Raw genomic sequence first — 25,795 nt, forward strand, 5'->3', positions numbered from 1 at the left:
TATGATGACGACAGATAGAAAAGTATTAAAAATCCCGTTACGCCTTGGTATAGCCGTTCTTATACTGGGCATTCTAATCAAAATACAGGATTGGTCCCCGCATGCCAATATCATTATGGTGACAGCTTTGACGGGCATTGCAGTGATGTACTCCATACGATTCTTGAAAAAGACCAAAAAACGATTTCTGGACTATGTAAAATTGATTTTGGTGGTCGTTTGGTGTACCAATGTCGTTTTCTCTATCTTCCACCTGCCCTACGAGGGTATATTGGAAATTATAACCTTTATTACCTTTCTTATCTGGACCGTTTTGGAAGGAACCGCTTATTTTGCCCGGAACGAAGACGATAGAAAAATAAGTCTGGACCAGATTATGTGGAACGGTATCATGGTCATTGGTTCGTTGGCGATCATTGCAGGCGTCATCAGCAAGATCCTTTATTATGATTACGCCACTCCCCTACTCTTGTTGGGATTCTTTCTCATCGCAGTGTATATCTTGCGGGATACGTTCTCGGAACTGCTAGAGGAGAAAAAATAAAACCCTTGAACTTTTGCAGGGAAAAAACAGGCTCAGGTGGGCAAAAACAGCCCTGAGCTAGTACTCCTTAGAACCGTATGTTGGTTTCATTTTTAATAAAAATGTAAAGTTTATTTGTCTTTTTGAATAGTTATTTTTACATTTAGACCATTAAACTTTACAATTTATTCTTATGGCAACCAATTCTATTCAAAATTCCGATCCAAAGAAAATAGCGCGCTGGACCAAGTTTCAGCTTCCCAATCGCTTTAAGCGCATTGGATTGATCATCTGTATTTTGGCATTTTTTCTTATGCTGGGCAGAAAATTCACCGAGGGGCCCTTGTGGATAAAACCGCTCTTGTCCAATATTTTTATCATTGGTTTGCTGATGGTCTCTCTCGCCAAGGAGAAGATTGAGGACGAGCTCATCGTGAACCTACGCTCGCAGTCCTACCGACTTGGCTTTACTTTTGGGGTCCTCTATGCCATCCTGGTAATTCCCTTGATCAATTATGTAGTGGATATGTTGGTATCTGGTGCAGAGGAGGCAACCTTTGAAGCAAATGTCTTTGAGGTGCTGATTACGATGTTGGCCATTCAACTACTGTTCTTCCATAAATTCAAAAAGGCGCATCCATGAAGAACACGCTTAAGGTGCAGCGGGCCATGAGGGATCTCACCCAGGAGCAACTTGCCCAAATTTTGGGGGTTTCCAGGCAAACGGTCAATTCCATTGAAAAAAACCGCTACGTTCCCTCTACGGTATTGGCCCTAAAATTATCCAAGGTTTTTGGGGTTGCGGTAAATGAGATCTTTAGCCTGGAGGCCGATGATTAGTAGTTGCTTGCTTATTTGCCGGTATTTCCTACTGTTGTTGCTGTTTTTGGGCGATTTATTGTATTAAATCGGCCTTTTCGCTCTTTTGGGACATCCAATTGCGCCTTCCTACCATCAAAGGGCATTCACGGACGAAACTTGCCGTTCATCGAGTTCCAAACCCACATATCGAATATTTATCCATCCCATGGAGGAATCATATATTTTAGTTATTTCCGCTGTTATCTATAAAAACCAAATCTTATGAGGAAAAGAGCTACTATTACCTATTTTCTGTATGCCTTTTGTACTTTTTGCATCGTATGGGCCTTTTATATCCTTATGTTTCGATTGTAAGGGGACCCCGTTAACCGCCTATCTTCTGTTTTGGTGGGATAGAACCCCCAGAAATCCAGTGGCACAAGCCCTTTGATTGCATACAATATGGAGGCCAATTTTACGTTTGGTCTATAGCTGTAGGGGCACCTAATACCGTGTTTAACATCCTTTTCGGGGGTGTTGCCGGACACGCTCCAAGGCCCAAAACCTATGAATTGTAATGCAACGATGACAGCAGGACGCATTTGGCAGCGCATCAAGCGACCCACGATTTCCTTACTATTCCTTCTGGGACTCCTTCATGGTGTGGGGGCATACACCTATGCCAACGGGCTGGAAAATGGTCCGAACCTACTTTTATCGCATATAGAGATTACCTCTCCCAACAGCGCTACCGTATGGGCGGTTTCCGATCCGGTGGAAATTAGCTGGAAGACCCGGAATATCCCTAAGGACAAGACGATAAAATTCTACCTCTCTAGAGGAAACATGGTGGTTCAGGAACTGGGCACCTTTAAAAACAGCAACTTCGTGGAAGGCATAAAGCTCAATAGAACCCTACCTGCCGGCTCTAATTATCGCGTAATTGCCATGGAGCTCTTTCCGAACGATAAATATCGCATTGCCAAGTTTGCCACGTCTTTTTTCAGCATTACCAAGGCACCGCGCAAGCAAGAAGTTAAAACCGTCCGGAAAGAAGCCGCCCCAGCACCAACCCCTTTGCGGAATACCTTCAACGGCAGAAAAATATCCTATGTAAAAGAGCTGGTCGTAGATAGCCCTAAGATACGCATCAACCTGTGGGATCACGGTAGAAAGGATGACGACATCGTATCCATATACCTCAACGGCGAAGCCATTGTTTCAGAATATTATCTTACCTACCATAAGAAAACCTTTGAGCTGGACCTGGATACGGCCCAGGTGAACGATCTATTCCTCTATGCCCACAATTTAGGGCGTTTCCCGCCCAATACCGTATCCATTGAAATATTGGACGGAAAGACCTCCGAGAACATTGTACTCAATTCGGATCTAAGGAGTTGTGAGGCTGTAGCCATTAAAGTCAAGGATTAGCTTATTCTTTAAGGTTGATGGTTTTTTATACCTGAAGCAAAAGGTAGTATAGCGTGTTCTATAATCCAACTTCCAAGCCTTAAACCCTGAACCTTTCACCCCCCTAGTTTCGGTAACCTTCAAAAAATTCTTCGTAAAACAACCTATTTATTTGCGGTACGGCTATAAATTTCGGAGGGAAGCCCGCTAATCCCCTAAATTCGGAAGACTTCCCCACCGCGTTCAAAATACCAAGCCATCATGTCCAACCCTTTGATTATCAACTTCACGCCCACGGGAATGATTCCCACCAAAGAGATGACCCCCCACGTGCCCATCAGTGTTTCCGAAATTGTTGAGGATGTACACCAGGCCTGTGACCTGGGTATAACCATGGTGCATATCCACGCCCGGGAAAAGGTTTCCGGGATACCTACCTATAAGAAGGAAATCTATGCCAAGATCATCGCGGGAATCCGAAAATTCAGCCCCCAACTCGTCATATGCGTCTCCTTGAGCGGAAGAACGTTTAGCGAACTCGATCAGCGGGGCGATCCCTTGTTCCTCGAGGGGGATTTAAAACCCGATATGGGTAGTTTAACCCTGAGTTCATTAAATTTCAATAAGGTAGCCAGCATGAACGCGCCGGATATGATCGGCGACCTGGCAGCACTAATGAAAGCCAGGGGTATTGTTCCGGAACTCGAGGCCTTTGATCTGGGCATGGTCAACTATGCAAAATATCTGGCTCGGAAAAAGCTGATCCGTCCGCCCTATTATTTTAACCTTTTATTCGGTAATATTGCCTGTTCCCAATCCAATCTTTTACATGCAGGAACCATGATCAACGATCTCCCCGAAGACTCCGTTTGGAGCATAGCCGGTATCGGGAATACCCAGCTCAAAATGAATTCGCTTTCCATTGCCATGGGTGGAGGGGTCCGTGTAGGGCTGGAGGACAATATTTGGTACAACGCCGAAAGAACGCGACTTGCGCGCAATATAGATCTGTTAAAACGCGTCCACATTATCGCCCAAGCAAACGGAAGGAACATCATGACACCTGAGGAATTCCGGACCAAAATGAACTTGGCTCCCGGAAATGGCGAGTATGGTCTACAGGTATAAAGCAAAACTATTGGGCTATGGAGGTAAAAAAGGGCAGCGCATTCTACAAGGTACAATGGTTTTGGAACATAGTACGCCACGGGCTGTTTCTTCATGGTATCCGAAATCGTTTGGCCCGGCTGGGGATAGACATTATGCCGTATTATTGGGTGCAGGAGGGGGTAACCCGCTATGACACCCCAGAAATTCGAGGTGATGCTTCCGAGTATATCTTCTCCTATTTTGGGGAAACCGAAATCACCCAAATCAAGGCCAAGGTCATGGGCATTGAACAATCTGATATTCTGGAGGACTACAGAAAGGGACAACTGTGCATTGGGCTTAAACATCGGGGCGAAATTGCCGCTTATATGTTCATTCAGTTGGACGATTTTGCGCTACGGGGCAAGACCTTTCCCCTAAAGAAAAACCAGTCCTATCTAAAAAGTATGTACACCTTTGAGTCGCACCGGGGCAAGAACCTGGCCCCTTATCTCCGGAATCACAGTTATGAGCTCTTAAGGGACCGTGGTGTGGATACCAACTTTAGTATCAGCGAATATTTTAATCGGTCTACCATACGCTTCAAAAAGAAATTGGGCTCCGTGCACCGCACGCTCTGGCTGAGTATCGTATTGTTTAAAAAGTACAAATGGAATATGGTCCTAAGGAATTATGGGCAAAAATCGTAATAGCCTGTATTGTCCCACCAACGTCCTTTAACTACAAACCTTGAACTTTGAACCTTGAACTTTGAACCTACCCCAACCACCCCTCCCGATCCAGACTTCGGTATTGGATGGCCTCACTGATATGGGATCCAGCCACCTGTTCGGCACGATCTAGGTCGGCAATGGTCCTGGCCACTTTTAAGATCCGGTCGTAGGCACGGGCGGAGAGGTTGAGGCGTTCCATGGCATTTTTCAGTAAGGTTTTGGAGGCTTCGTCCAAAAGGCAATGAGCCCTGATCTGTTTGGTGCTCATCTGGGCATTGTAATGTATATTCTCCAGGGGTGCAAAACGTTGGGTCTGTACTTCCCTGGCAGCGGTTACGCGTTGGCGGATCGCCACACTCCCCTCCCCTTTGCGTTCTTCCGAGAGCTTTTCAAAGGGTACAGGGGTCACCTCGATATGGATATCGATACGATCCAACAAAGGGCCGGATATTTTCCCCAAATACCGCTGCATTTCCAGCGGTGAGGAGGTGACCGGGGCATCCGGGTCGTTAAAATAACCCCCTGGGCTGGGATTCATACTGGCCACCAACATAAAACTACTGGGGTAGGTAACGGTAAAACGGGCGCGGGAAATAGTGACTTCCCTATCCTCCAGGGGTTGCCGCATCACCTCCAGGACACCACGCTTAAACTCCGGCAGTTCGTCCAGGAACAGTACGCCATTGTGCGATAGCGATATTTCCCCCGGCTGCGGATAGGCCCCACCTCCAACCAGAGCCACATCGGAAATGGTGTGGTGCGGACTGCGGAAGGGCCTTTGGTTCATCAGCCCTCTGTTTTTGATCTTTCCTACAACACTATGGATCTTGGTCGTTTCCAAGGCTTCCTGTACCGTCATGGGCGGTAAAATGGAGGGCAATCTTTTGGCTAACATGGTCTTTCCCGCCCCAGGCGGACCTATCAGAATGATGTTATGTCCCCCTGCCGCCGCAATTTCCATACAGCGTTTTATGCTCTCCTGCCCTTTGACATCCGAAAAATCGTATTCGGGAAAATCCAGGCCCTTGTTGAATTCGGACTGCACGTCTATCACGGTCTGCTCCAAAGGCTTGTCCTTATCAAAGAAGTCGATCACCTCGGTCAAATTGCTTACCCCGTATATTTCCAAAGTTTCTACAATGGCTGCCTCTCGGGCATTTTCGATAGGCAGGATAAATCCCTTGAATCCCTCTTCCTTGGCCTTCAGGGCGATGGGCAATGCCCCTTTGATAGGCTGCAGGCTACCATCCAGGGAAAGTTCGCCCATGATAATGTATTGGTCCATAGGGCCAGATCGTATCTGGCCCGAAGCCGTCAATATGCCCAGCGCCAAGCTCAGGTCGTAGGCCGACCCTTCTTTCCGCATATCGGCTGGTGCCATATTGATCGTAATCTTTTTGCCAGGAATCTTGTATCCGTTATTCTGCAAGGCCGCCGCTATACGGTAGTTGCTTTCTTTGATGGCATTGTCTGGCAACCCTACCAAATGGTAACCGATGCCCCTATCTACATTTACCTCGACCGTAATGGTGGTCGCTTCAATGCCAAAAACAGCACTCCCAAACACTTTTGTAAGCATACATTTAAATTTAAACATCGATCCAAATACGGGAGATACGGGTATATCTTCCCCCGCGAACCCCGGATATGGGTACAATTGAACTTCTAAAATTGGGAGGTGAATACTATTTGGTTCAAATTTAGGGCAGTCCTAAATTTTATCATCTTTTTCTTACACAAAAATAAGTAAATTATGTATATTTAGTTGGTATTCTTTTTTGGGCCTGACTAACGCATTTAGGAATACGCCCATTGGTAAACCCCAACGTATATGAAAAATCCACTTTTTTTTGGCTCCGAAAAAACCTTTTCCAGTTATAGCATTTCCTCGGAAACGCTACAGCTGCCCGCCTTGGTTTACAGTTGAACCACACCATTTTGAGAGCTTTCCAAACCATGACCCAAACAAACACTAAAAAAAGGCCGCAAGGCCAAACCAGCGCCAGGACTTTTCCGCCCTAGAGCGGAAAAGCGAGGCAAAGGGAACAATATCTTCTCGAGAAAGATGGACACAAACCTTGAGTGTCCTAAAATGTTCAGGGCTAATATAATTTTAAATTTATTAATCATGAAAAAATTAATGAAGTTAGAAGGTGTTAAGTTGCTTTCCAAGACCGAAAAAAAGTCCATTATCGGTTATGGCAATCCGCTACAGGGCGATTGCTCCGGGGAGCCCAATCAGACCCTATGTTATTTTAACGGGCACAAAAAATGTCCGGGTTGGTGTCTGCAAGGGGTTTGTCAGCCTTGGTAGTCCTTTTTATTGAAATAAAAGCCGGGGACCGCCCCCGGCTTTTAGATTTTCACAACGCGCCCTCTTTGTCGCTATAAGTTGAACCGTTACGATGCAAAAATTTCCCTTCTACAAACAGGCAGACCAAAAGGATTGCGGTCCCACCTGCATTAAGATCATCGCCAAGCACTATGGCAAGATCATCAACATCCAAAACTTGCGCAACCTCTCGGAGACTACCCGTGAGGGAAGCAGTATGTTGGGGTTGAGTGAGGCCGCTGAAAAAATCGGCTTCCATACCGTAGGGGTCCGTCTAAACTATAAAAAACTGTCCGAGGTTGTGCTGCCCTGCATCGTCCACTGGAACAGAAGTCATTTCGTGGTGCTGTACAAAATAAAAAAAAACACCGTGTACATATCCGATCCGGACCATGGACTGGTGAAACTACTCCCTGAGGAATTCATCAAATTTTGGATCGGCAATAACGCTACGGAGGAAACCGAGGAAGGGGTATCCCTGCTTATAGAACCCACTCCCAAGTTTTACAACGAATCCGGTGAAGAAGGAGAAGAAGAAGCCTTCAACTTTGCCTTTATAGCCCGATATCTCTTAAAGTACAAGAAATTTATCGTGCAACTGGCTATTGGCCTGTTGGCTGGGAGCGTATTGCAGTTGATCGTTCCTTTTTTGACCCAAAGTATCGTAGATGTGGGCATACAGAACCAGGACATCAATTTCATTTATCTTATCCTGTTCGCACAATTGTTCCTATTTCTGGGCCGTACCGTCTTGGAGGTCATTCGGGGTTGGATATTACTGCACCTCAGTACACGAATCAACATTTCGCTGATATCCGATTTCTTCATCAAGCTAATGAATCTCCCCATTTCCTTTTTTGACACCAAAATGACCGGTGATCTGTTACAGCGGATCAATGACCATAAACGTATCGAAAAAATACTGACCACTTCCTCCCTGAACGTGCTGTTCTCCATGGTAAACCTGGTAATATTTGGTATCGTACTGGCTTACTACAATTTGTTGATCTTTGGTATCTTCCTGGTGGGAAGCTTCCTCTATTTTGTTTGGGTGCTGTTCTTTTTCAAAAGAAGAAAGACGTTGGACTACAAACGTTTTCGTGAGATAAGCCAGGAACAGAGCAAAGTCATTGAACTGATCAATGGCATGCAGGAAATTAAATTGCACAATGCCGAGCGACAGATGCGGTGGGGCTGGGAATTTGTACAGGCCCGCCTGTTCAAGGTAGATATTAAAAATTTGGCCCTGGAACAGACCCAATCGGTGGGTTCTTCCTTCATCAATGAGTTGAAAAATATATTAATTACCGTGCTTTCCGCCAAATTGGTCATTGACGGGGAAATAACTTTGGGTATGATGGTGGCCATAACCTATATCGTAGGGCAGCTCAATGCCCCGGTGATACAACTGATCAATTTCCTTCGGGATGCCCAAGATGCCAAAATATCCTTGGAACGTTTAGGAGAAATCCATAATAAGGAGGATGAGGAAAGTGCCGTGGACAAAAAGCTATCCCGTATCCCGAAAAACCTCGACCTTACACTTAACGATGTTTCCTTTAGGTATACAGGAGGACTGGAACCGGTAATCAAGAAATTGAACCTGACTATCCCCGCAAACAAAATTACGGCCATTGTCGGGGTAAGCGGAAGTGGAAAAACCACGCTCATGAAGCTTATGCTCCGCTTCTACCCCTTGGATAGGGGAGAAATTAGCTACGGTAACCACAACCTAGAGCACATTTCACAAAAGGCCTGGCGTTCCCATTGTGGCGTTGTAATGCAAGAGGGGTATATTTTTAATGACACCATAGCCAGAAATATCGCCGTGGGGACCGATTTTATCAATGACGAACGCCTATGGCATGCCATAGAGGTCGCCAATATCAGGTCCTATATTGAAGAGCTGCCCTTAGGGCTAAACACCAAAATAGGCCTTGAAGGAACCGGCCTCAGTACCGGTCAAAAGCAACGCTTGCTCATTGCGCGAGCCGTGTACAAAGATCCAAGGCTCTTGTTTTTCGATGAGGCCACCTCGGCGCTCGATGCCAACAATGAGCGCGTAATCATGGAAAATTTGGATGCCTTCTTTGCGGATAAAACAGCCGTAATCATTGCACATCGACTGAGTACGGTTAAAAATGCCCATAAAATTGTAGTGCTCGATAAGGGCAAGATCGTTGAAATGGGCAATCATAACGAGTTGACAAAATTAAGGGGAAAGTACTATCAGCTGGTCAAAAACCAGTTGGAACTGGGAAATTGATACCCACAAACGCAATAATACCAGAAAAGATGCCAGAAAAAAAAGAGGCCATAGCGATTCGAAGCGAGGAAGTGCAGGAAATCCTGAGCTTTGTACCCCATTGGATGATCCGATGGGGAAATACCGTAATATTCTTACTGATCATAGGACTGCTATTGATGTCTTGGTTTGTAAAATACCCAGATACCATTGCTGCAGAAATCCTGGTGACCACAGCCATCCCGCCAGAAAAAATATATGCCCGAAGCAGCGGGCAGCTCGATGCCATTTTGGTCGCGGATAACGAGCTGGTACCGGAAAACAAATTGTTGGCCATTATCGAAAATTCGGCAAACTATCAGGATGTACTATTGCTCAAGGAGGTGGTAGACACCCTTACGGTGGACTATGAGAGTTTCCTTTTTCCCCTAGAAAAACTTCCAACACTTTTTTTGGGTGACATTGAATCGGACTACGCCCTATTTGAACGAAGTTATACGGAATACAGCCTTAACAAGGAACTGCAACCCTTTTCTACGGAAGTTTTGGCCAATCGCTTGTCCATTACCGAAGCTAGGAGCAGATTAAACAATCTACTTTCCCAACAGGCCCTGAACAAAAGCGAGCTGGAGCTCAAAAAGAAAGATTTTGAGCGCTTTGAGGTATTGTACAAAAAAGGAGCTGTTTCCGCTCAGGAATACGACCAAAAACAATTGGATTATCTGCAATCTCAGCGGGCCTATAGAAACCTCGGTACTTCCATATCACAATTGCGGGAGACCTTGACCAATTCCCAAAACAGTCTTCGTGGCACGGAAATTAAAAAGGTACAGGAAGAAAGTTCCTCCCTAAAGAATGTGATCCAATCCTACAACCAATTAAAAAGAAGCATCAAGAATTGGGAACTAAAATATGTTCTTGTCTCTTCTATTGCCGGTAGGGTCTCCTTTTTGTCCTTTAGAAATGAAAATCAAACCGTGAACCAGGGCGATCTGGTGTTCACCATAGTGCCCAAAGGGAATAGTGCCTTTTTGGGCAAGATAAAGGCACCTGCCCGAAACTCGGGGAAAATAAAAACGGGACAAGCGGTAAACATCCGCCTGGCCAATTATCCCTATACAGAATTTGGTATGTTGGAGGGAAGTGTCCAGAGCATATCCCTAGTTCCGGATAATGAGGGCAACTATCTGATCGATGTAAAACTTCCCGAAAAGTTGATTACCACCTATAACAAGGAAATCGAATTTAAACAGGAAATGAGGGGTACGGTACAGATTATAACCGAGGATCTTAGGCTGATCGAACGGTTCTTCTATCAGCTCAAAAACATTTTCAGCAAATAACTACATTCCTGTACGGCCTATTTATACCTGCCGGAACCCTATGCGCTACGTTCTATTCCACCAGTGGATTGAAGGTGAGTACATTTTTGGCGTTCTCCTTGATTTCCTTTTTGTTGAGCATCATTTTTCGGAACTCGCCCTTGGCAAACATTTCCGCCTGGTCCTCGTAATGCGGGCTAAGGGGGTTGCCCGATTGTCCGGTGGGCAATATGCTTACACTATTTTCTATATCCGAAAAATCGATGACCCTTCGCGTAGAGGGTCCTGCTGTGACCTTGTACAACCCACTTTCATCGTAGGGAAATGCCAAATTATTGATAACCTCCTTGGTGCCCTGTACAGGAAAAGGGCCCACATTAAAAAAGGAGCGCAGGGCCGCAACCCGGCCTATGGGATGGGTGTGTTCAAGCGTATGCACATTTCCCCAGGTCCAGTTAGCTCGATCGGTGCCAAAATCCCGGTTCAGGGATTCCAACGCCTCCACGTAGGCGCCGTGAACGATATCCTGACGGGTCTCTTTTACTTCCTTGGTGGTGATGTTGTCCCACCATATGGAATGTTCCTTGGCCGATAGCGGCGCTATGGCGCGTTTGTGAAAATGGGTGGCCAAAAATTGTTGAAACATATCTGCGCCCAGTTCATCCATAAAAGTGTTCCTTAAAAAAAAGTACATCCACCTGTGATAGATGGTGGCCTCCACATTTTCCAGGGGATATTCCCCTTTCCATGCCGTAAGTTTATCGAGCTCAACAATTTGTACATCGGTAAGTTCCTTTACCTTCACCGATTTTGCCAAATTCATAACCACTGAAGGATTTACCGAAGAGGTATTATCGGTTATCATGGCCCTAACGGCTTCCTGGTCCCAATCGTCCTTTGGCTCCAACAGTTGTACAATGCGCTTGGCCCTGTTTTCAGGCAAATAATATCCGGGATATACCATCCCCGCAATGGAATCTGGTTGATTGTTCGCGGAATATACGTAACCCCAAGGAGGATTGATCGCCTGCGGGTTCTCGGAAAAATGAAGATAGCGTTTGGCGCCTGCGCCCGCAGCGCTCCCATCCATAATAAATTTGGTGTGCGAACTGTCCGGGATCTGGAATAGTTTAGCAGAGGCCCACCAACCAATATTGCCTTCTACATCCCCGTACATAACGTTGAGTCCAGGGGCATGAATATTAGGGAGTGCCGCCTTAAACTCGTCCAAACCGTCTGCATGCGACATGCCATATACGGCTTCCATCATTTTGTTTTCCATTGCCGTGTAGACCCAGGACATGCTTATGGGGCGTTCGCCGGTAATCTGATCGGCAATGCCGTTGAGTACCGGACCGCGTTCCGTGGTCCGATACGAAAATGCCACGTCCTCACCATCCTTTACCTTAATGGTCTTGGAAACCGTACCATAGGATTCCCATCCATTTTTGCCCTTGTATTGGGTACTATCCTGTGGGTGGTTTTCTTCGTAGTAGAAATTGACATCGTCATTTTCGAACATGGTAAGTCCGTAAGCTAAATCCCGATCATGTGCCAACAAGGGAAAGGGTACTCCGGCCAAATGGTAACCATATTTTTCATAGGTGGGTGTGCTTATATGGGCTTCGTACCACACGGAGGGTTGGGCAAATCCGATATGAGGGTCATTGGCAAAAATTACCTTGCCCGACTTCGTTTTAGCCGGCCCCACGACCCAGCTATTGCTCCCTACAAACAAAGGCGCGGGCAATCCCTTTAGCGCATCCGAAACTAAAGAGGTGATTGCGTTTTGAAGCGTATCCGCCCTTTCGCTGGGGTGGTTTTTGATCCATACCGTGGCGGGAGAAACATCTATAGCAAGATCCTCCAGGTAGGCCGTGCCCAGTTTATCCTTGATATTGGTCAGCAACGGATCGGTCTTGTGGGCCTGGGCAAAACTAAATCCCATATATCCCACGATATTGTATATATCGGTAAGTGTAAAGGATTTTTTATCCAGTCCGGTGAGGTAAAACTCGATCGGAGTGGGCCCTTCTTCAATAAAACGATTGACCCCGTCCAGATAGGCCTGTGCCAATTGCACTATAGGACTGTCTTGGTCAAGTTTGGCCACGGTCCTGGCCGAGGCTTCGTCTATACCAAGGGACAAAAAGAATTTGTCCGTAGGAAGTAAATCCGACCCAAAGACTTCTGACAGTCCACCTTTGCCGATTCTTCGGAGCAGTTCCATTTGCCACAGGCGGTCCTGTGCATGCACATATCCCAAAGCCTTAAAGGCATCAGCTTCATTCTTTGCATAGATGTGCGGAATGCCATAGGTATCGTAATGGACCTGAACGGTGTTGGAAAGTCCTGGGAGTTGCTTCTCCCCGTCATAAGTGGGCTTTAATGAATGGACGAATATACCTCCGCCCAGAAACAGAATGCCCAGGCCTATCAACAGGATCCATCCTATCTTTTTGTACTTTTTCATTGTGGGGGTTTGGAAATTAAAGGTAGGAATTTTAGAAATAAAAAAACACCAAAATAGGCGGCTTTCTTAGTTCCCTAACAATGAGGATTGTAGTGATAATTCGCCATGTTTCCGAAGTCCGGCAAGCAACCAATCGCGATACGCATCCCGGTCTGTATACTGTACGGCGTGGTTCAAAATTTCCATATCGGCAGACATGAGTACGTAGTACGGTTGTGAAGCGGCATTGAAATTCAAGGTCTGAAAAGTACCCCACTTCTGCCCTATCGTCTTGATGGTCTTGACCCTACCCGAGGCGTACTCAAAATTGAACTGTTCGCTTTCGGGAAGTTGGTTTCTATCGTCAACATAGAGTGAGATAAGCACGTAATCTTCCTTTAATAAGGGGTAGATATCCGGTTCGCTCCAAACGTTTTCCTCCATTTTCCTACAATTCACACAGGCCCAGCCTGTAAAATCGAGCAGGATGGGTTTGTTCTTCTCCTTGGCAAAGGCAACACCTTCCTCAAAGTCCTTAAAGCAGTCGATTCCCAAGGGGCAATCGTTTTCTTTTTCTGCCACTGTATAGAAATCAGGGGGCAGGAAACCAAAAAGTTTTAAATCCCAAACCTGAAATGCTCCAAGGCTAAGGTATATGGCAAAAGCAGCACTTAAAAGTCCGATACCCTTTCTCGTAACGGAAATTTTTTGTTTGGGACCGTCATGGGGAAAGCGGAACACGCCAAAGAGATACAGGGCAAGCAGTACAAAAAGCACAACCCAGATTCCAATGAATATTTCGCGCTTAAGTAGGCCCCAATGGCCCACCAAGTCGGCATTGGACAAGAATTTAAAGGCCAGTGCCAATTCCAAAAAACCCAAAACTACCTTCACGGTGGTCATCCAGCCACCGGATTTCGGAAGTGAATTCAGCCAGGTGGGGAACAAGGCGAACAGCGCAAATGGCAGGGCCAACGCAACCCCAAAACCCAGCATGCCCGTAGACAGATTGGTAGCCACATCCCCTTCGGCCAGGGCGGTACTCCCAAGGAGGCCACCAAGAATAGGTCCGGTACAGGAAAAGGAAACGATGGCCAGGGTAACGGCCATAAAGAAAATTCCGATAAATCCACCCGCCCTTGAGGAGGCAGCATCCATTTTATTTGCCCACGAACTGGGCAGTGTCAATTCGTAATATCCAAAAAAGGAAAAAGCGAAAAAGACAAAAATCAAAAAGAAAAATACGTTTAACCAAATGTTGGTGGCTATGGTATTCAATATCTGCGAATCCACGGATTCAAACAAATGGAAGGGCAGACTCAGCAGAAAATAGATCAACACAATAAAAAACCCGTACAGGAGTGCATTGGTAATTCCCCGGGCCTTGTTTTGGGACTGTTTGGTGAAGAAAGAAACCGTAAGTGGAATCATAGGAAAAACACAAGGGGTCAACAGGGCGATCAATCCGCCCAAAAAGCCCAAGCTAAAGATCATCCATAAATCGGAACTTCCGTTGATCACCTCTCCATTGGCCTGTTGTAACAGGTCCTTGTTCTTAAGATCTAAAGAGAGTGCAGCACCCATGGCCCTGCTTCTGTCATCAACTGATTTTTCGGTTAGCACAATCTCCTCTCCGGTCAGGGAAAATACAAAATCGATATCCTTGGGAATGCACACCTCTTTACATACCTGATAAAAGAGGTTGACGTTAAGCTGTGAAACATCGGGCTTCAGAAGCCGTATCTTTTGGGTAAAGACCGCCCTGTTCCTAAAAAAGACCTCGTCCACTTCAAAAATATCGCTATACTCGGTGACCGTTGCACTTTCCATGGTTTTCCCAATTAGCTCATAGGCCTCGCCGGCCCCCTCATAGGTAAACTCACTGGGCAAAGATCCTCCGTCAGGGGTATTTTGGGAATATACATGCCATTCTTCGAGAATATCCGCGCTAACGATCAGTTCAAATTCGGTATCCGACAATTGGTTTACCTCGTGACTCCAGGCCACCGGGTCCTCCTCGCTTTGGGAGTAGCCTGCCCAAACCATTAGACCAAGAACCGCTAAGACAAAAACTTTCCTCATTCCTGCACACTAAATTTTAATATCTGTGTAGTCCGGGAGCTGACCTTAAACCGTTCGTCGGCCCGCTTTCCAATCACCCATACAATATCGGTTCCCGAACACAACAACCACTGTTCTTCTTTGGAAATGATATCCATTTTTTCATCTTTGAAGAACTTGCTCATTTTTTTCCTTCCCTTCATGCCTAAAGGATAAAAATAGTCTCCTTTTTTCCATTTTCTTACGGTCAGGGGATACTTTAACGTTTCTTTATCCACATATAGTATCTGTCGGGAGGTGTTTCCCAAGGCATCCGCCTGCGCTATGACCAGGGACAAGGGCTCATTAATCCGGGTTTGGTCTTCACTGATGGTATAGACCTGGTCTTCCCCGGTCCCGATAGCCTGTAACAAAAGATGTTTTCTGTGTTTTACAAGACGATGCGATTTGGATCGTACCTCCTTGCCACTCGTGGCCGACAGCAGGCTCTCTACATCGTTCCATTCCCTAAACCCAAAAACGCCGAACAAGGCATATAGATAGGCCGTTGTGGGCCGTAAGGCCAAAAGGGCATCTACTGAAATTTTTTGGACCCCGTTCGATTCCTGAAAGAGGCGCTGCCGTACCTCCTCCACATGATTTTCGGCAATGGAGGCTGTCTGTTGCAGGAATTCCTGGGTCTTGTGGAAATTTTCCAGAAAGGTGGGATGTAGTTCTTTTAGCTGGGGGACGATTTGATGCCTAATCTGATTTCTCAGGTATTTGGTATCCAAATTACTGCGATCCTCCCGCCATGTTATTCCCTCCAACTCTGCATATTCCAGGACTTGGGCACGTGAAAACTGCAACAAGGGGCGCAAAACACGGTCTGTTCGTTCTGGGATCCCGAGCAATCCATCAATACCGGTTCCCCGTGACAGATTGATCAAAAAAGTCTCCAGCTTGTCGTCCAATTGGTGGGCCGTTACCACTCTTTTGTAGTCTTCCGCCTCCACCAGTTCATCAAACCAAGCGTAGCGTAGTTGGCGGGCCGCCATTTGAATGGAAACTTTATTTTTTGACACATAACCATCTGTATCAAAATGTTTTACAAAAAATTCCCTCTGGAGTGTCTTGGCCAATTTCTTCACAAACACCTCATCGTCATCGCTTTCCTCCCCACGTAATTTAAAATTGCAATGCACCAGGGCAAAATCCAACTGAGAGCGGGCACACAAGTGGGCAAGCACCACACTGTCTACCCCTCCACTACAGGCCAATAGGAACCTGCCCTGATAGAGCGTTGGGAATTCCGTTTTGATATGTTCTTCAAACGCCTTTAACACAACACAAATTAAGTAAGAAAAAAGTTAGCATCGCAAAAACAGGGGGTACAAAACCGGCCTGTTGCCTATTCTTTCCAGCTGCGATTTTTCAAGCCAGTGTTTAGGAGTAGAATCGCAAGGCCGCCCTATACCGAGGTTGTAAGCCTCAATTCAAGTGCTGGCGTAGCCAAGTTTGCACGGTCTTCATCATTTTGTCGCGGCACAGGTCGTGGTGCAGTTCATGGTAGGCGCCTTCAAATAGTTCTAGCTGTGTTTTGGAAGAACCCTCATGAAAGGCAACCGTGGCGGTATGATCAATAATGGGATCCCCGGTACCATGGAGCAATAAGGTATCCACGGCCAACCTATGTGCATTGTCTATGGCCCACAGACCTGCATCCATGATGGGGAAGGAATACATGGGGCTTACCTGATCATGTACCAACGGATCCTCGGAATACGATCTGACTTCCTCCGGAATCCTGGAGATGCCCTTGGGGTCCAGTCCTGCAGGTAGGGTTATGGATGGCATAATACCCATCATGAGCCTGCCCAGGGCCATTTTCCATTTTGGTGGCCTAAACGCCAATTTTAGATAGGGGCTTGTGGCCATTATCCCCTTTAGGTTTGGACTTCCTTGTAGCGCATAGTTCAATACCAGATTGCCGCCCATACTGTGCCCATAAAGAAAGAGCGGTAGCCCAGGAAAGTTAGTCCTAGCCTTGGATATGACCGCGTCCAAAATGTCCAGTAAGGTCTGGTAATTAGGACAATGACCTCGTTTGCCCCCGGATTTTCCGTGTCCAATATTGTCATAGCACAGCACCGCCACCCTGGTATGGACCAGCAATGGAACGATGTTCTTCCGGTAACGGCCCAAATGTTCCCCAAAACCATGTACCAGCACTACGACACCCAGAACTTCATCGGGCCTGGTACATTGTCCATAAATGGTGGTCCCATCCGATTGTACGCTAAACTCTTCGTATTCCATAGTCAAATGTAAGGAATCGGGGATGGATTGCCACCCTCCTACTCCACCTCCTTACCTTTCCAGTACTTCCCGCATGGCCTTAGCCTTGATCAAACATTCCTCATATTCCCTGTCGGGAGCGGCTTTAGCCGTAATGGCGCTGCCCACGGAATAGGAAACATACTTTCGTGTGGCATTGTACAAAATACTGCGTATCACTACGTTGAAATCAAAATCGCCTTCAGGCGTAAAATACCCCACCGCACCGCTGTAAAGGCTCCGTTTGGACGCTTCGAGCGCTTCTATAATCTTCATGGCGGAAACCTTGGGGGCACCCGTCATACTGCCCATAGGGAAGCTTTCCCGAATAAGTTGTACAGGATCAATGGCTTGCGACACCTCTGCAGTAATGGTGGATATCATTTGGTGTACTTGCGGAAAGGAATAGACTTTGCACAGTTCCGCTACACGTACGCTACCTTTGTTCGCATTTTTGGAAAGGTCGTTTCGGACCAGGTCTACAATCATAATGTTTTCGGCGCGCTCTTTGGTATCGGTTTCCAACGCTTTCTTAAGACGTTCGTCCTCCTCCTTATCCTTCGCACGTCTCGCAGTTCCCTTGATGGGTTGTGAAATAAGGGTATCTCCCATTTTTTTTAGATAGCGCTCCGGGGATGCGGATAACAGGTACTTGTCATCCAAACGCATGAAAGCGGCAAAGGGTGGGCGGGAAATTGCGTTTAATCTTCTATAGGTCGCATAAGGTTTGATTTCCAAAGCCTCCACATAAAACTCCTGGCAAAAATTGGCCTCGTATACGTCGCCTCTATGAATATGATGCAACAACCGTGAAACCCGTTTAAAGTATTCGTCCTTGAATATCCGGAGTTTGATCTTGGCGGCTTCGGGACCGTTGTCCGATTCCATATCGGCGACCTTTAGCTCGGAAATCTCGCTAAAATCGGTTTCCATATCCTCGGCTACCCCATTCAAATAAAGAAAATCGACCTTATTTCCTTTGATGCGAATTAATTTTTTGGGTTGAAAAAAATAAAGCTCGGGAAAGTTGAGTCCATCTGCATTGTCCGAGGAAAGGGCTTCTATATCATTTTTTAGGTCATAGGACAGGTAGCCAAATATCCAATCTTGCGTGGTTTTTTGATAGGCCCTCAGGGCATCAAAGGCATTGTGGGTATCCGCGCGAATGGAGGTCAGGGGATCTACGGCCAGAACGGCTTCAAAGGAGCTATATTGATCCTGATGTTGGTTACTATCTAACCATACCACTTCCGTAAAGCGACCGGCCCAATCCAAAAGTGCCTCCTTGAATGCTGCAACATCCCGAATCGTGTAGGTGGCCTTTTTTCGCAAAGCAATTTATATTTTGGCTAAAAATGTATCGAGTGCCAGACGATGTGCTTGGGCCAATTCGGCGTCCACAATCCCGTCCTCCGTACTATAATTGCCATTGAATGAGGGTAGGGAAAAGGTAGCGACAACCTCTCCGCCGAAACGGACCAACCTGGCCTTTGTTAGTTCCAAAGCCGTTACACCTCCCCGCTTTCCCGGCGAGGTTGACATGAGCAGTACTTTCTTCCCTTCCAGAAACCTAATGTCCAAACGAGACAACCAATCCGTAAGGTTCTTAAAATAGGCCGAGGGCCCTCCGTTATGCTCGTTCACGGAAAGCACTATGCCGTCTGCCTTTCCTATATCCTGGCGTAATTCTATAAGGGAGTTGGAAAAACCATTCTCCTTTTCATAGTCCGAACTGTACATGGGAAAAGGAAAGTTGATCATATTGAGCAACTGTACTTCGTGGGACGTCAGTAGTGCAGCAGTGTATTTAACCAGCTTATAGTTTATCGAAGTAGAGGAATTGCTACCCGCAAGCGCCAATATCGTTGCCATAAATACGTTTATAAGGTTTACCCGGACGAAAATACCCCAATTAGGACTGAATTGCCAGTATTTTGTCTAATTTTGCAAACGAAAACATCCAAATAGACTGAATTACAAGTATATAAGGATAGTTATTTTTTATGAAAAGTAAAGCGACCAGATTATTTTTTATAGATGCCATGAGGGCTTGGGCCATCCTTATGATGTTGCAAGGACATTTTGTGGATGGGCTGCTAGACACCGCTTTTAGGGATGCCAGCAACAGTTCCTATTCCATTTGGCAGTATTTTAGGGGTATCACCGCTCCTGTTTTCTTTACGGTCTCGGGTTTCATATTTACCTTCTTGCTCATACGCGTGCCACAAACCGGGTTGAACAACCCTCGGGTAAAAAAGGGGATCAAACGCGGGTTACAACTCTTGTTTATCGGATACCTTTTGCGCACCAACCTATTTGGTCTGCTTAATGGCGATATTTATGACTCTTTCTATTTGGTGGATGTACTGCACTGCATTGGGCTTTCCATCCTGGGTATCATCGGCATCTATTTGCTGACCCATAACAAAAGGAGTTTTGTATTTCCCACGGTATTGGTGTTGGCCACTTGTGCGCTCTTTATCTTTGAACCCTACTACAAGCAATTTGGGTACAGTTTTTTACCGCAGGGCATCGCCAATTATTTTACCAAGGCGAACGGATCGGTTTTTACGATCATTCCCTGGTTTGGCTATGCGGCCCTAGGGGGCTTTCTCTCTGTCCTCTTTACTCGGTATAGGCAGTTTAAATACCTTTATCCCTCTGCGATAACTATAGCCACTACGGTTGGGCTTGGGCTTATTTTTTATTCGTCGGACTTCTTTTTGGCGCTGGCCCGGGCAACGGATGTGCAGTTGTTTGCAGATATCTATTTTAACAATTACCTCTTTATCCGTTTGGGCGATGTTCTTGTAGTTTTTGCCATTTTCATGCTCTTTAGAAGGTTTATGACCCACAGTACCGTGCTTAAAATTGGGCAAAGTACCTTGTCCATTTACGTTATACATTTTATCATCCTGTACGGAAGTTTTACCGGACTGGGCCTCTATCGGTTTTTGGACCACTCCTTGTCGCCCTGGACGGCCATTCCCGGTGCATTGGCCTTTATCCTTGTCTGTACCTATGCCGCCCTTCAATATGAAAGGAACAAGGAACACATTACGTTGAACATTGCCACCGGTTCCAGATATTTAAGGGTCAAGGTTGAGTCTTGGGCAACATTAGGCCTAAAACTTCTCAAGGTCTATTCCTTTAGGGGAAGGATGTTGCTCCTTAAACTATTTAGATTCGCTAAAAATTAAATACCCTCTTTTTGTGATGTGGTTTTTCGATTAACTTTAAGGTCAAAACCTTGGAGATATGAGCGAAAACAAAAAAACCTATGCCCCGATTCCCGTAGACTTGGAGAAGGGAAAAAGATACGCGTGGTGCAGTTGCAGTCACAGTAAGGACCAACCCTTTTGCGACGGTTCACATAGGGCCCATAAGGCACCGCCATCGCTCAGCTTCGCTGTGGACGAGGACATGAACGCGTATCTCTGCACCTGTAAAAAAACCAGTAACCCGCCCTACTGCGACGGGACCCACAACCTGTAGCACTTTCCGATCAAAGCGACCCATAGGTTCATAAAGTAACGTTAAAATCCAAATTTTCGAAGACCATTTGCGACTGTACCAATAAAAAGTGCTTAAATGGTCTCCTATATAAAATTAGGCAGCTTATTATGTTTCCTGCTTAGCGGTTTCTTTTTGCTCAGTTATTTTAACGTTCACGAGGGAGCACGGAAGTCTGCTATATCCCCGGCAGTCACTACGGAAGACCAGCCGGCTACCCACTTTATCAATTTGGTGAGTACCGAGGACGAAGGTAGCTTAAACAGCTCCTTCTCCTATATTGACAGAAATTGGGAAGCTTCCTATGAGCCCATGCTCTTGGAAACCTTCTACTTTAGTCAGAACCGAAAGATTTCCAATCGCCTGCGACATCTTCTGGAACGAAAGACGCAACAAGATTTCGGGTATGATTTTGATGCGTGGTTCCACTGGCTTTGGAACAAGGAACCCCAGTATATGGATACTTACTATACTTTTAAAGCCAACCTACACCAGCTTCTGGACCCCAAGTTCAGAAAATACTTTTTAGACCGCGCACACCAAAGTACCATACGTTTGGACGAAGTACGCTGGGGCGGGGTACCGCAGGATGGCATTCCACCTTTGCGGTCGCCCGAAATGATAACCGTTGACGAGGCGTCCTATCTACGGGATAGCAATATTGTATTTGGTATCTCCGTAAACGGTGATGCCAGAGCTTATCCCAAAAGAATACTGGCCTGGCATGAAATGTTCGTGGACACGGTAGGCGATGTTCCCGTGGCGGGCGTATACTGCACCCTATGTGGTACGGTGATTTTGTACAAAACAGAGCATAATGGTATAAACCATCAATTGGGGACCAGTGGTTTCCTCTACCGTTCCAATAAGCTCATGTACGATAAGGCTACCCAGTCCCTCTGGAGCACCCTGGAAGGAGAACCGGCCATAGGTCCGCTGGTAGGAAAGGGTATCAAGCTAGATTACCTCAGTGTAGTTACCACCACTTGGGGCGAATGGAAAAAGAGACACCCTCAAACTACCGTGCTATCCCTGAATACGGGACATCGTAGGGACTATGGTGAAGGTGTAGCCTATCAGGAATACTTTGCTACGGACGAACTCATGTTTACCGTACCCACCGTTGATAGGCGACTAAAGAACAAGGATGAAATTCTTTCCGTACGTATGCCCGGCACGACCGACGAAAATCTGGCCATTTCCCATAAATTCCTGAAAAGAAACCCTGTGTACCATTCAAAGATCGGATCGCTCAATTTTGTGGTATTCACCGATCGCACCGGCGCCCATAGAGTATACCATGCCAAGGAAAAGACATTTAATCGCTACGACGGTACAAGTACGGTAACGGACAGTTCCGGGATTTCCTGGACCCTATCGGAAGAGAAAATGGTGGGCGAGACCGGGGAAGAATTACAACGTATTCCTACTCATAATGCTTTTTGGTTTGGTTATCATGCAGCGTTCCCTGATGCCAAATTGATTAGATAGGATTGCTATGAGGAAGGAGAGCCCCATCTACTATGTAGGTGGGGTTTTTTGTTTTAGATCAGTATTTCCTAAATATGTATGGGTCGGTTCTCGGTAGCGGCCAAAGCAGCTTCCTTTACCGCCTCTGCATAGGTAGGGTGTGCATGGCTCATCCTGGCGATGTCCTCGGCAGAGGCACGGAATTCCATGGCAGTGACCCCCTCTGTAATCAGGTCGGCACATCTTGCGCCGATCATATGTACGCCAAGGACCTCATCGGTCTTTGCATCGGCCAGTATTTTGACAAAACCATCGATATCCATACTGGCTCTAGCGCGCCCCAAAGCACGCATAGGAAACTGTCCCACTTTATAGACCATACCTGCATCCTTTAATTCTTCCTCCGTTTTTCCAACGGCGGCCACTTCGGGCCAAGTATAGACCACGCCCGGAATCAAGTTATAGTCGATATGCGGCTTTTGGCCCGCCAGTATTTCGGCTACCATGGTACCTTCCTCCTCGGCCTTATGGGCCAACATGGCCCCACGTACCACATCGCCAATGGCATAGATATTGGGTACATTGGTCTGTAAATGGTCGTTGACCGCTACCCTGCCCTTGTCATCGAGCGCTACCCCTGCCGCATCGGCATTCAGCCCATCGGTATAGGGCCTGCGCCCTACAGACACCAGACAGTAATCGCCCGTAAAGGTCACCTCTTCACCCTTTTTGTTATCGGCCTTTACAATGACCTCCTTGCCCTTGCGCGTTACCGATTTTACCTTATGGGCCAGATTAAATTTTACCTTCTGCTTTTTCATCACCTTCATCAACTCCTTGGAAAGCGCTGCGTCCATCCCGGGGATGATCCGGTCCATAAACTCCACAACGGTCACCTCTGATCCCAGTCTTTTGTAGACCTGGCCCAGTTCCAGACCAATGACCCCGCCACCGATGACGATCATATGTTTAGGGATTTCCTTGAGCTCCAAAGCTTCGGTAGAAGTGATGACACGTTCCTTGTCCAATTTGATAAAAGGTAGGCTCGAAGGTTTTGAACCTGTAGCAATGATGGTGTTTTTAGCTTCGATGGCTTCGGTCTTCCCATCCGATTTTTTTATAGTGATATGGGTAGCATCGGTAAAACTGCCCAGGCCCTCGAAAACATCAATTTTATTCTTATCCATCAAAAACTGTATGCCCTTGGTGGTTTGATCTACCACCGCCTGCTTGCGGCCTATCATCTTTTCCAGGTTCACCTTCACCTCGCCCGGGACCTCGATACCGTGATCCTCAAAGTGTTTGATTGCATCCTCATAATGGTGCGAGGAATCCAACAGGGCTTTCGATGGGATACAACCTACATTGAGGCAGGTACCGCCCAGAGTGGCGTATTTTTCAATGATGGCTGTTTTCATTCCCAATTGCGCACAGCGAATGGCGGCAACATATCCTCCAGGACCCGATCCGATGATGGCTACGTCGTATTGACTCATAGTATATCTGTATTAATGAGAGATTTGAATTGCTCCAGTACAAAGCGAAATTAAGAAACAAAAGTACGAATGTTTTGCGGTTGGACAATATGAAAAACACAGGTCCCGATCCCTGCCCCGGGCTGTGTTGTGTACGGCCATCTACACCTCGATACAGGTGTTGTATTTCACTTCATTGATGACAAACGAACTCTGTGTACTTCCTATATTATTGATTGCAGTTAGCTTAGAGACCATAAAATCCCTATAGGCCTGCATGTCGCTCACGTAGATTTTTAGAATATAGTCGTAGTCGCCGCTTATGTGATAACACTCGGCCACCTCCTCCAACTTAAGCACCTCCCGCTCAAATTGCAGCACAAATTCCTTGATGTGCTGTACCAATTTAATATGGCAAAGAACCATGAAGGCCTTATTGACCTTCTGCTTGTCCACCAAAGCGACATATTTTGTGATCACGCCCGACTTTTCCAAACGCTTGATGCGCTCATATACCGCGGTGGTAGACAGGTTAAGGTCGTTGGCGTAGGCCTTCGTGGTCCTTTTGCTATCGGTCTGTAATAGTCGTAAGAGTTCCCTATCGGTAGTGTCGAACTTGATCATGATATTTTTTCGTTAAAAACGGTGCTACTTCAGTGTATAATTATAATTTTACTATAAAGCTAACAAAATATAGATAATTATTCGTCATTTTATGCATTATATTGATAATTGTCCTATTATGCTTTAGTTTTACTAGTCAAAAACCACATCCCATGGAGCACAAGGCATCGGATCAAATACAAAACCTGCAATATTTTGGGGAGTTTGGAGGCATAAACCCTTCCATATCGGATTCCTCTACCTATACCTTTCTATCGGCAAAGACCATGTTCGATACTTTTGAGGGCAACACCGAAGGCTGCTATCTCTACAGCAGGCATTCTTCCCCTTCCAATCTATATCTTGGTGAGGCACTGGCGGCTTTGGAAGGCACGGAAAGTGCCAATGTATACGCCAGTGGCATGGGCGCCATAACGGCAGTGCTGATGCAATTGTGCAACGCAGGGGACCATCTGGTAAGCAGCCGTACCATTTATGGGGGTACTTACGCCTTTCTAAAGAACTTCATCAAAAAATTCGATGTCGATTCTTCCTTTGTGGATATTACGCAGCTCGAAGCGGTGGAAAAGGCCATCACGCCGCGGACCAAACTTATCTATTGCGAGGCGGTGAGCAATCCGCTCCTGGAAATCGCCGATATCCAGGCCATGGCGGCCCTGGCCAAAAAGCACGGCATTCCCCTGGTAGTGGACAATACCTTTTCTCCCCTATCCATCGCCCCGGCGCAATTAGGGGCCGATGTGGTCATCCATAGCCTGACCAAATTCATCAATGGCAGCAGCGATTGCGTGGCGGGCGCGGTCTGTGCCAGTACCGATTTTTGCCTATCGCTCAAAGACGTGAACCAGGGTGCCGGCATGTTGTTGGGGAGTACGCTGGACAGCCTAAGGGCGGCCTCGATCCTCAAGAACATGCGCACCCTCCATATCCGCATAAAAAAACACAGTGAAAATGCATTGTACCTGGCAAAAAACTTTGAAAAGGACGGACTCCGGGTAGTTTATCCCGGACTGCCTTCCCATCCCGGTTTTCAACCTATGAGAACGCAAATGAATCCAGAATACGGTTTTGGCGGCATCATGACCGTGGACGTGGGGTCATTGGAAAAGGCCAATGCCCTGATGGAATTGATGCAACAAAGACGTTTGGGCTATTTGGCCGTAAGCCTTGGTTTTTATAAAACACTGTTCAGCGCCCCGGGCACCTCTACCTCTTCCGAAATACCACTTCATGAACAACAGGCCATGGGCCTTTCCGATGGCCTTATACGTTTCTCTATAGGCTTGGACAACAATGTGGAGCGGACTTACCAAATGATGAAAAGCTGTATGCAGGAACTTGGCATCCTTGAGGCAAGGGAAATGTGCATTTAGGTAAAGGTTTGCAGAACCGTCACCAAAATCGTAATATTACGAGCAAACTAAT

The 25,795-nt window shown here is 46.5% G+C and carries 22 protein-coding genes; 13 read left to right on the forward strand and 9 right to left on the reverse strand.

Features of this window, described 5'->3' with window-relative positions; translation table 11 throughout:
• Position 1 precedes the first annotated feature (1 nt).
• From ACRD67_RS09780 to ACRD67_RS09805, 6 genes are all read left to right on the forward strand, one after another.
• Positions 2 to 544, forward strand: a complete 543-nt coding sequence (locus ACRD67_RS09780; protein WP_430966954.1) for a hypothetical protein — start codon at positions 2 to 4, stop codon at positions 542 to 544.
• Between the two features lie 172 nt (positions 545 to 716).
• Positions 717 to 1,166 carry a hypothetical protein gene (locus tag ACRD67_RS09785; protein ID WP_430966955.1) on the forward strand — a complete coding sequence of 150 codons (450 nt, stop codon included), beginning with the start codon at positions 717 to 719 and terminating at the stop codon, positions 1,164 to 1,166.
• Complete coding sequence (locus ACRD67_RS09790; protein ID WP_430966956.1) at positions 1,163 to 1,363, forward strand: helix-turn-helix transcriptional regulator; 201 nt, start codon at positions 1,163 to 1,165, stop codon at positions 1,361 to 1,363. Before ACRD67_RS09785 ends, ACRD67_RS09790 begins: the two co-directional genes overlap by 4 nt.
• A gap of 528 nt (positions 1,364 to 1,891) precedes the next feature.
• The gene (locus ACRD67_RS09795; RefSeq protein WP_430966957.1) at positions 1,892 to 2,758 is read left to right on the forward strand and encodes a hypothetical protein; all 867 of its coding nucleotides are present in this window, start codon (positions 1,892 to 1,894) and stop codon (positions 2,756 to 2,758) included.
• 240 nt (positions 2,759 to 2,998) lie between these two features.
• Positions 2,999 to 3,865, forward strand: a complete 867-nt coding sequence (locus ACRD67_RS09800; RefSeq protein ID WP_430966958.1) for a beta-keto acid cleavage family enzyme — start codon at positions 2,999 to 3,001, stop codon at positions 3,863 to 3,865.
• A gap of 17 nt (positions 3,866 to 3,882) precedes the next feature.
• Complete coding sequence (locus ACRD67_RS09805; RefSeq protein ID WP_430966959.1) at positions 3,883 to 4,536, forward strand: GNAT family N-acetyltransferase; 654 nt, start codon at positions 3,883 to 3,885, stop codon at positions 4,534 to 4,536.
• 67 nt (positions 4,537 to 4,603) lie between these two features.
• Here ACRD67_RS09805 and ACRD67_RS09810 read toward each other — a convergent pair whose 3' ends face one another.
• Positions 4,604 to 6,139 (reverse strand): YifB family Mg chelatase-like AAA ATPase, encoded by a 1,536-nt coding sequence (locus ACRD67_RS09810; protein WP_430966960.1) that lies wholly within the window; start codon positions 6,137 to 6,139, stop codon positions 4,604 to 4,606.
• Positions 6,140 to 6,688: 549 nt separating this feature from the next.
• Here ACRD67_RS09810 and ACRD67_RS09815 point away from each other — a divergent pair.
• From ACRD67_RS09815 to ACRD67_RS09825, 3 genes are all read left to right on the forward strand, one after another.
• The gene (locus ACRD67_RS09815; RefSeq protein ID WP_430966961.1) at positions 6,689 to 6,874 is read left to right on the forward strand and encodes a hypothetical protein; all 186 of its coding nucleotides are present in this window, start codon (positions 6,689 to 6,691) and stop codon (positions 6,872 to 6,874) included.
• 91 nt (positions 6,875 to 6,965) lie between these two features.
• Positions 6,966 to 9,158 carry a peptidase domain-containing ABC transporter gene (locus tag ACRD67_RS09820; RefSeq protein ID WP_430966962.1) on the forward strand — a complete coding sequence of 731 codons (2,193 nt, stop codon included), beginning with the start codon at positions 6,966 to 6,968 and terminating at the stop codon, positions 9,156 to 9,158.
• Positions 9,159 to 9,187: 29 nt separating this feature from the next.
• Positions 9,188 to 10,480, forward strand: a complete 1,293-nt coding sequence (locus ACRD67_RS09825) for an HlyD family secretion protein (protein WP_430966963.1) — start codon at positions 9,188 to 9,190, stop codon at positions 10,478 to 10,480.
• Positions 10,481 to 10,532: 52 nt separating this feature from the next.
• Here the strand turns inward: ACRD67_RS09825 and ACRD67_RS09830 are convergent, their stop codons facing one another.
• The 6 genes from ACRD67_RS09830 to ACRD67_RS09855 all read right to left on the reverse strand — a co-directional run bounded on the left by ACRD67_RS09830 (position 10,533) and on the right by ACRD67_RS09855 (position 19,160).
• Complete coding sequence (locus ACRD67_RS09830; protein WP_430966964.1) at positions 10,533 to 12,932, reverse strand: penicillin acylase family protein; 2,400 nt, start codon at positions 12,930 to 12,932, stop codon at positions 10,533 to 10,535.
• 66 nt (positions 12,933 to 12,998) lie between these two features.
• Complete coding sequence (locus ACRD67_RS09835; RefSeq protein ID WP_430966965.1) at positions 12,999 to 14,993, reverse strand: protein-disulfide reductase DsbD family protein; 1,995 nt, start codon at positions 14,991 to 14,993, stop codon at positions 12,999 to 13,001.
• Positions 14,990 to 16,297, reverse strand: a complete 1,308-nt coding sequence (gene tilS, locus ACRD67_RS09840) for a tRNA lysidine(34) synthetase TilS (protein ID WP_430966966.1) — start codon at positions 16,295 to 16,297, stop codon at positions 14,990 to 14,992. The genes ACRD67_RS09835 and tilS overlap by 4 nt, the downstream gene beginning before the upstream one ends.
• Positions 16,298 to 16,442: 145 nt before the next feature.
• Positions 16,443 to 17,270, reverse strand: a complete 828-nt coding sequence (locus ACRD67_RS09845; protein WP_430966967.1) for an alpha/beta hydrolase — start codon at positions 17,268 to 17,270, stop codon at positions 16,443 to 16,445.
• 51 nt (positions 17,271 to 17,321) lie between these two features.
• Positions 17,322 to 18,620, reverse strand: coding sequence for an anthranilate synthase component I family protein (locus ACRD67_RS09850; RefSeq protein ID WP_430966968.1), 1,299 nt, complete (start codon positions 18,618 to 18,620; stop codon positions 17,322 to 17,324).
• A gap of 6 nt (positions 18,621 to 18,626) precedes the next feature.
• On the reverse strand, positions 18,627 to 19,160 hold the full coding sequence (locus ACRD67_RS09855) for an NADPH-dependent FMN reductase (protein ID WP_430966969.1): 534 nt from the start codon (positions 19,158 to 19,160) through the stop codon (positions 18,627 to 18,629).
• 131 nt (positions 19,161 to 19,291) lie between these two features.
• Between ACRD67_RS09855 and ACRD67_RS09860 the strand changes: the two genes are divergently transcribed.
• The 3 genes from ACRD67_RS09860 (at position 19,292) to ACRD67_RS09870 (ending at position 22,292) form a co-directional block, all read left to right on the forward strand.
• A complete protein-coding gene (locus ACRD67_RS09860) occupies positions 19,292 to 20,488 on the forward strand; it encodes a heparan-alpha-glucosaminide N-acetyltransferase domain-containing protein (RefSeq protein WP_430966970.1) in 1,197 nt (398 codons plus the stop codon).
• A 58-nt stretch (positions 20,489 to 20,546) separates the two neighbouring features.
• Positions 20,547 to 20,783, forward strand: a complete 237-nt coding sequence (locus ACRD67_RS09865; RefSeq protein WP_430966971.1) for a CDGSH iron-sulfur domain-containing protein — start codon at positions 20,547 to 20,549, stop codon at positions 20,781 to 20,783.
• Positions 20,784 to 20,879: 96 nt separating this feature from the next.
• Positions 20,880 to 22,292, forward strand: coding sequence for a DUF3179 domain-containing protein (locus tag ACRD67_RS09870; RefSeq protein ID WP_430966972.1), 1,413 nt, complete (start codon positions 20,880 to 20,882; stop codon positions 22,290 to 22,292).
• Between the two features lie 68 nt (positions 22,293 to 22,360).
• On the opposite strand, the gene lpdA is transcribed toward ACRD67_RS09870, so the two are convergent.
• Both lpdA and ACRD67_RS09880 read right to left on the reverse strand, forming a co-directional pair.
• Entirely contained in the window at positions 22,361 to 23,767 is a 1,407-nt protein-coding gene (gene lpdA / locus ACRD67_RS09875) for a dihydrolipoyl dehydrogenase (RefSeq protein ID WP_430966973.1), read from the reverse strand.
• 141 nt (positions 23,768 to 23,908) lie between these two features.
• Positions 23,909 to 24,370 carry an Lrp/AsnC family transcriptional regulator gene (locus ACRD67_RS09880; RefSeq protein WP_430966974.1) on the reverse strand — a complete coding sequence of 154 codons (462 nt, stop codon included), beginning with the start codon at positions 24,368 to 24,370 and terminating at the stop codon, positions 23,909 to 23,911.
• A gap of 152 nt (positions 24,371 to 24,522) precedes the next feature.
• Here ACRD67_RS09880 and ACRD67_RS09885 point away from each other — a divergent pair, with 152 nt between their 5' ends.
• On the forward strand, positions 24,523 to 25,743 hold the full coding sequence (locus ACRD67_RS09885; RefSeq protein ID WP_430966975.1) for an aminotransferase class I/II-fold pyridoxal phosphate-dependent enzyme: 1,221 nt from the start codon (positions 24,523 to 24,525) through the stop codon (positions 25,741 to 25,743).
• The last annotated feature ends 52 nt before the right edge of the window (positions 25,744 to 25,795 follow it).

Source organism: Eudoraea algarum (assembly GCF_050589645.1).
GTDB lineage: Bacteria > Bacteroidota > Bacteroidia > Flavobacteriales > Flavobacteriaceae > JBNGOQ01.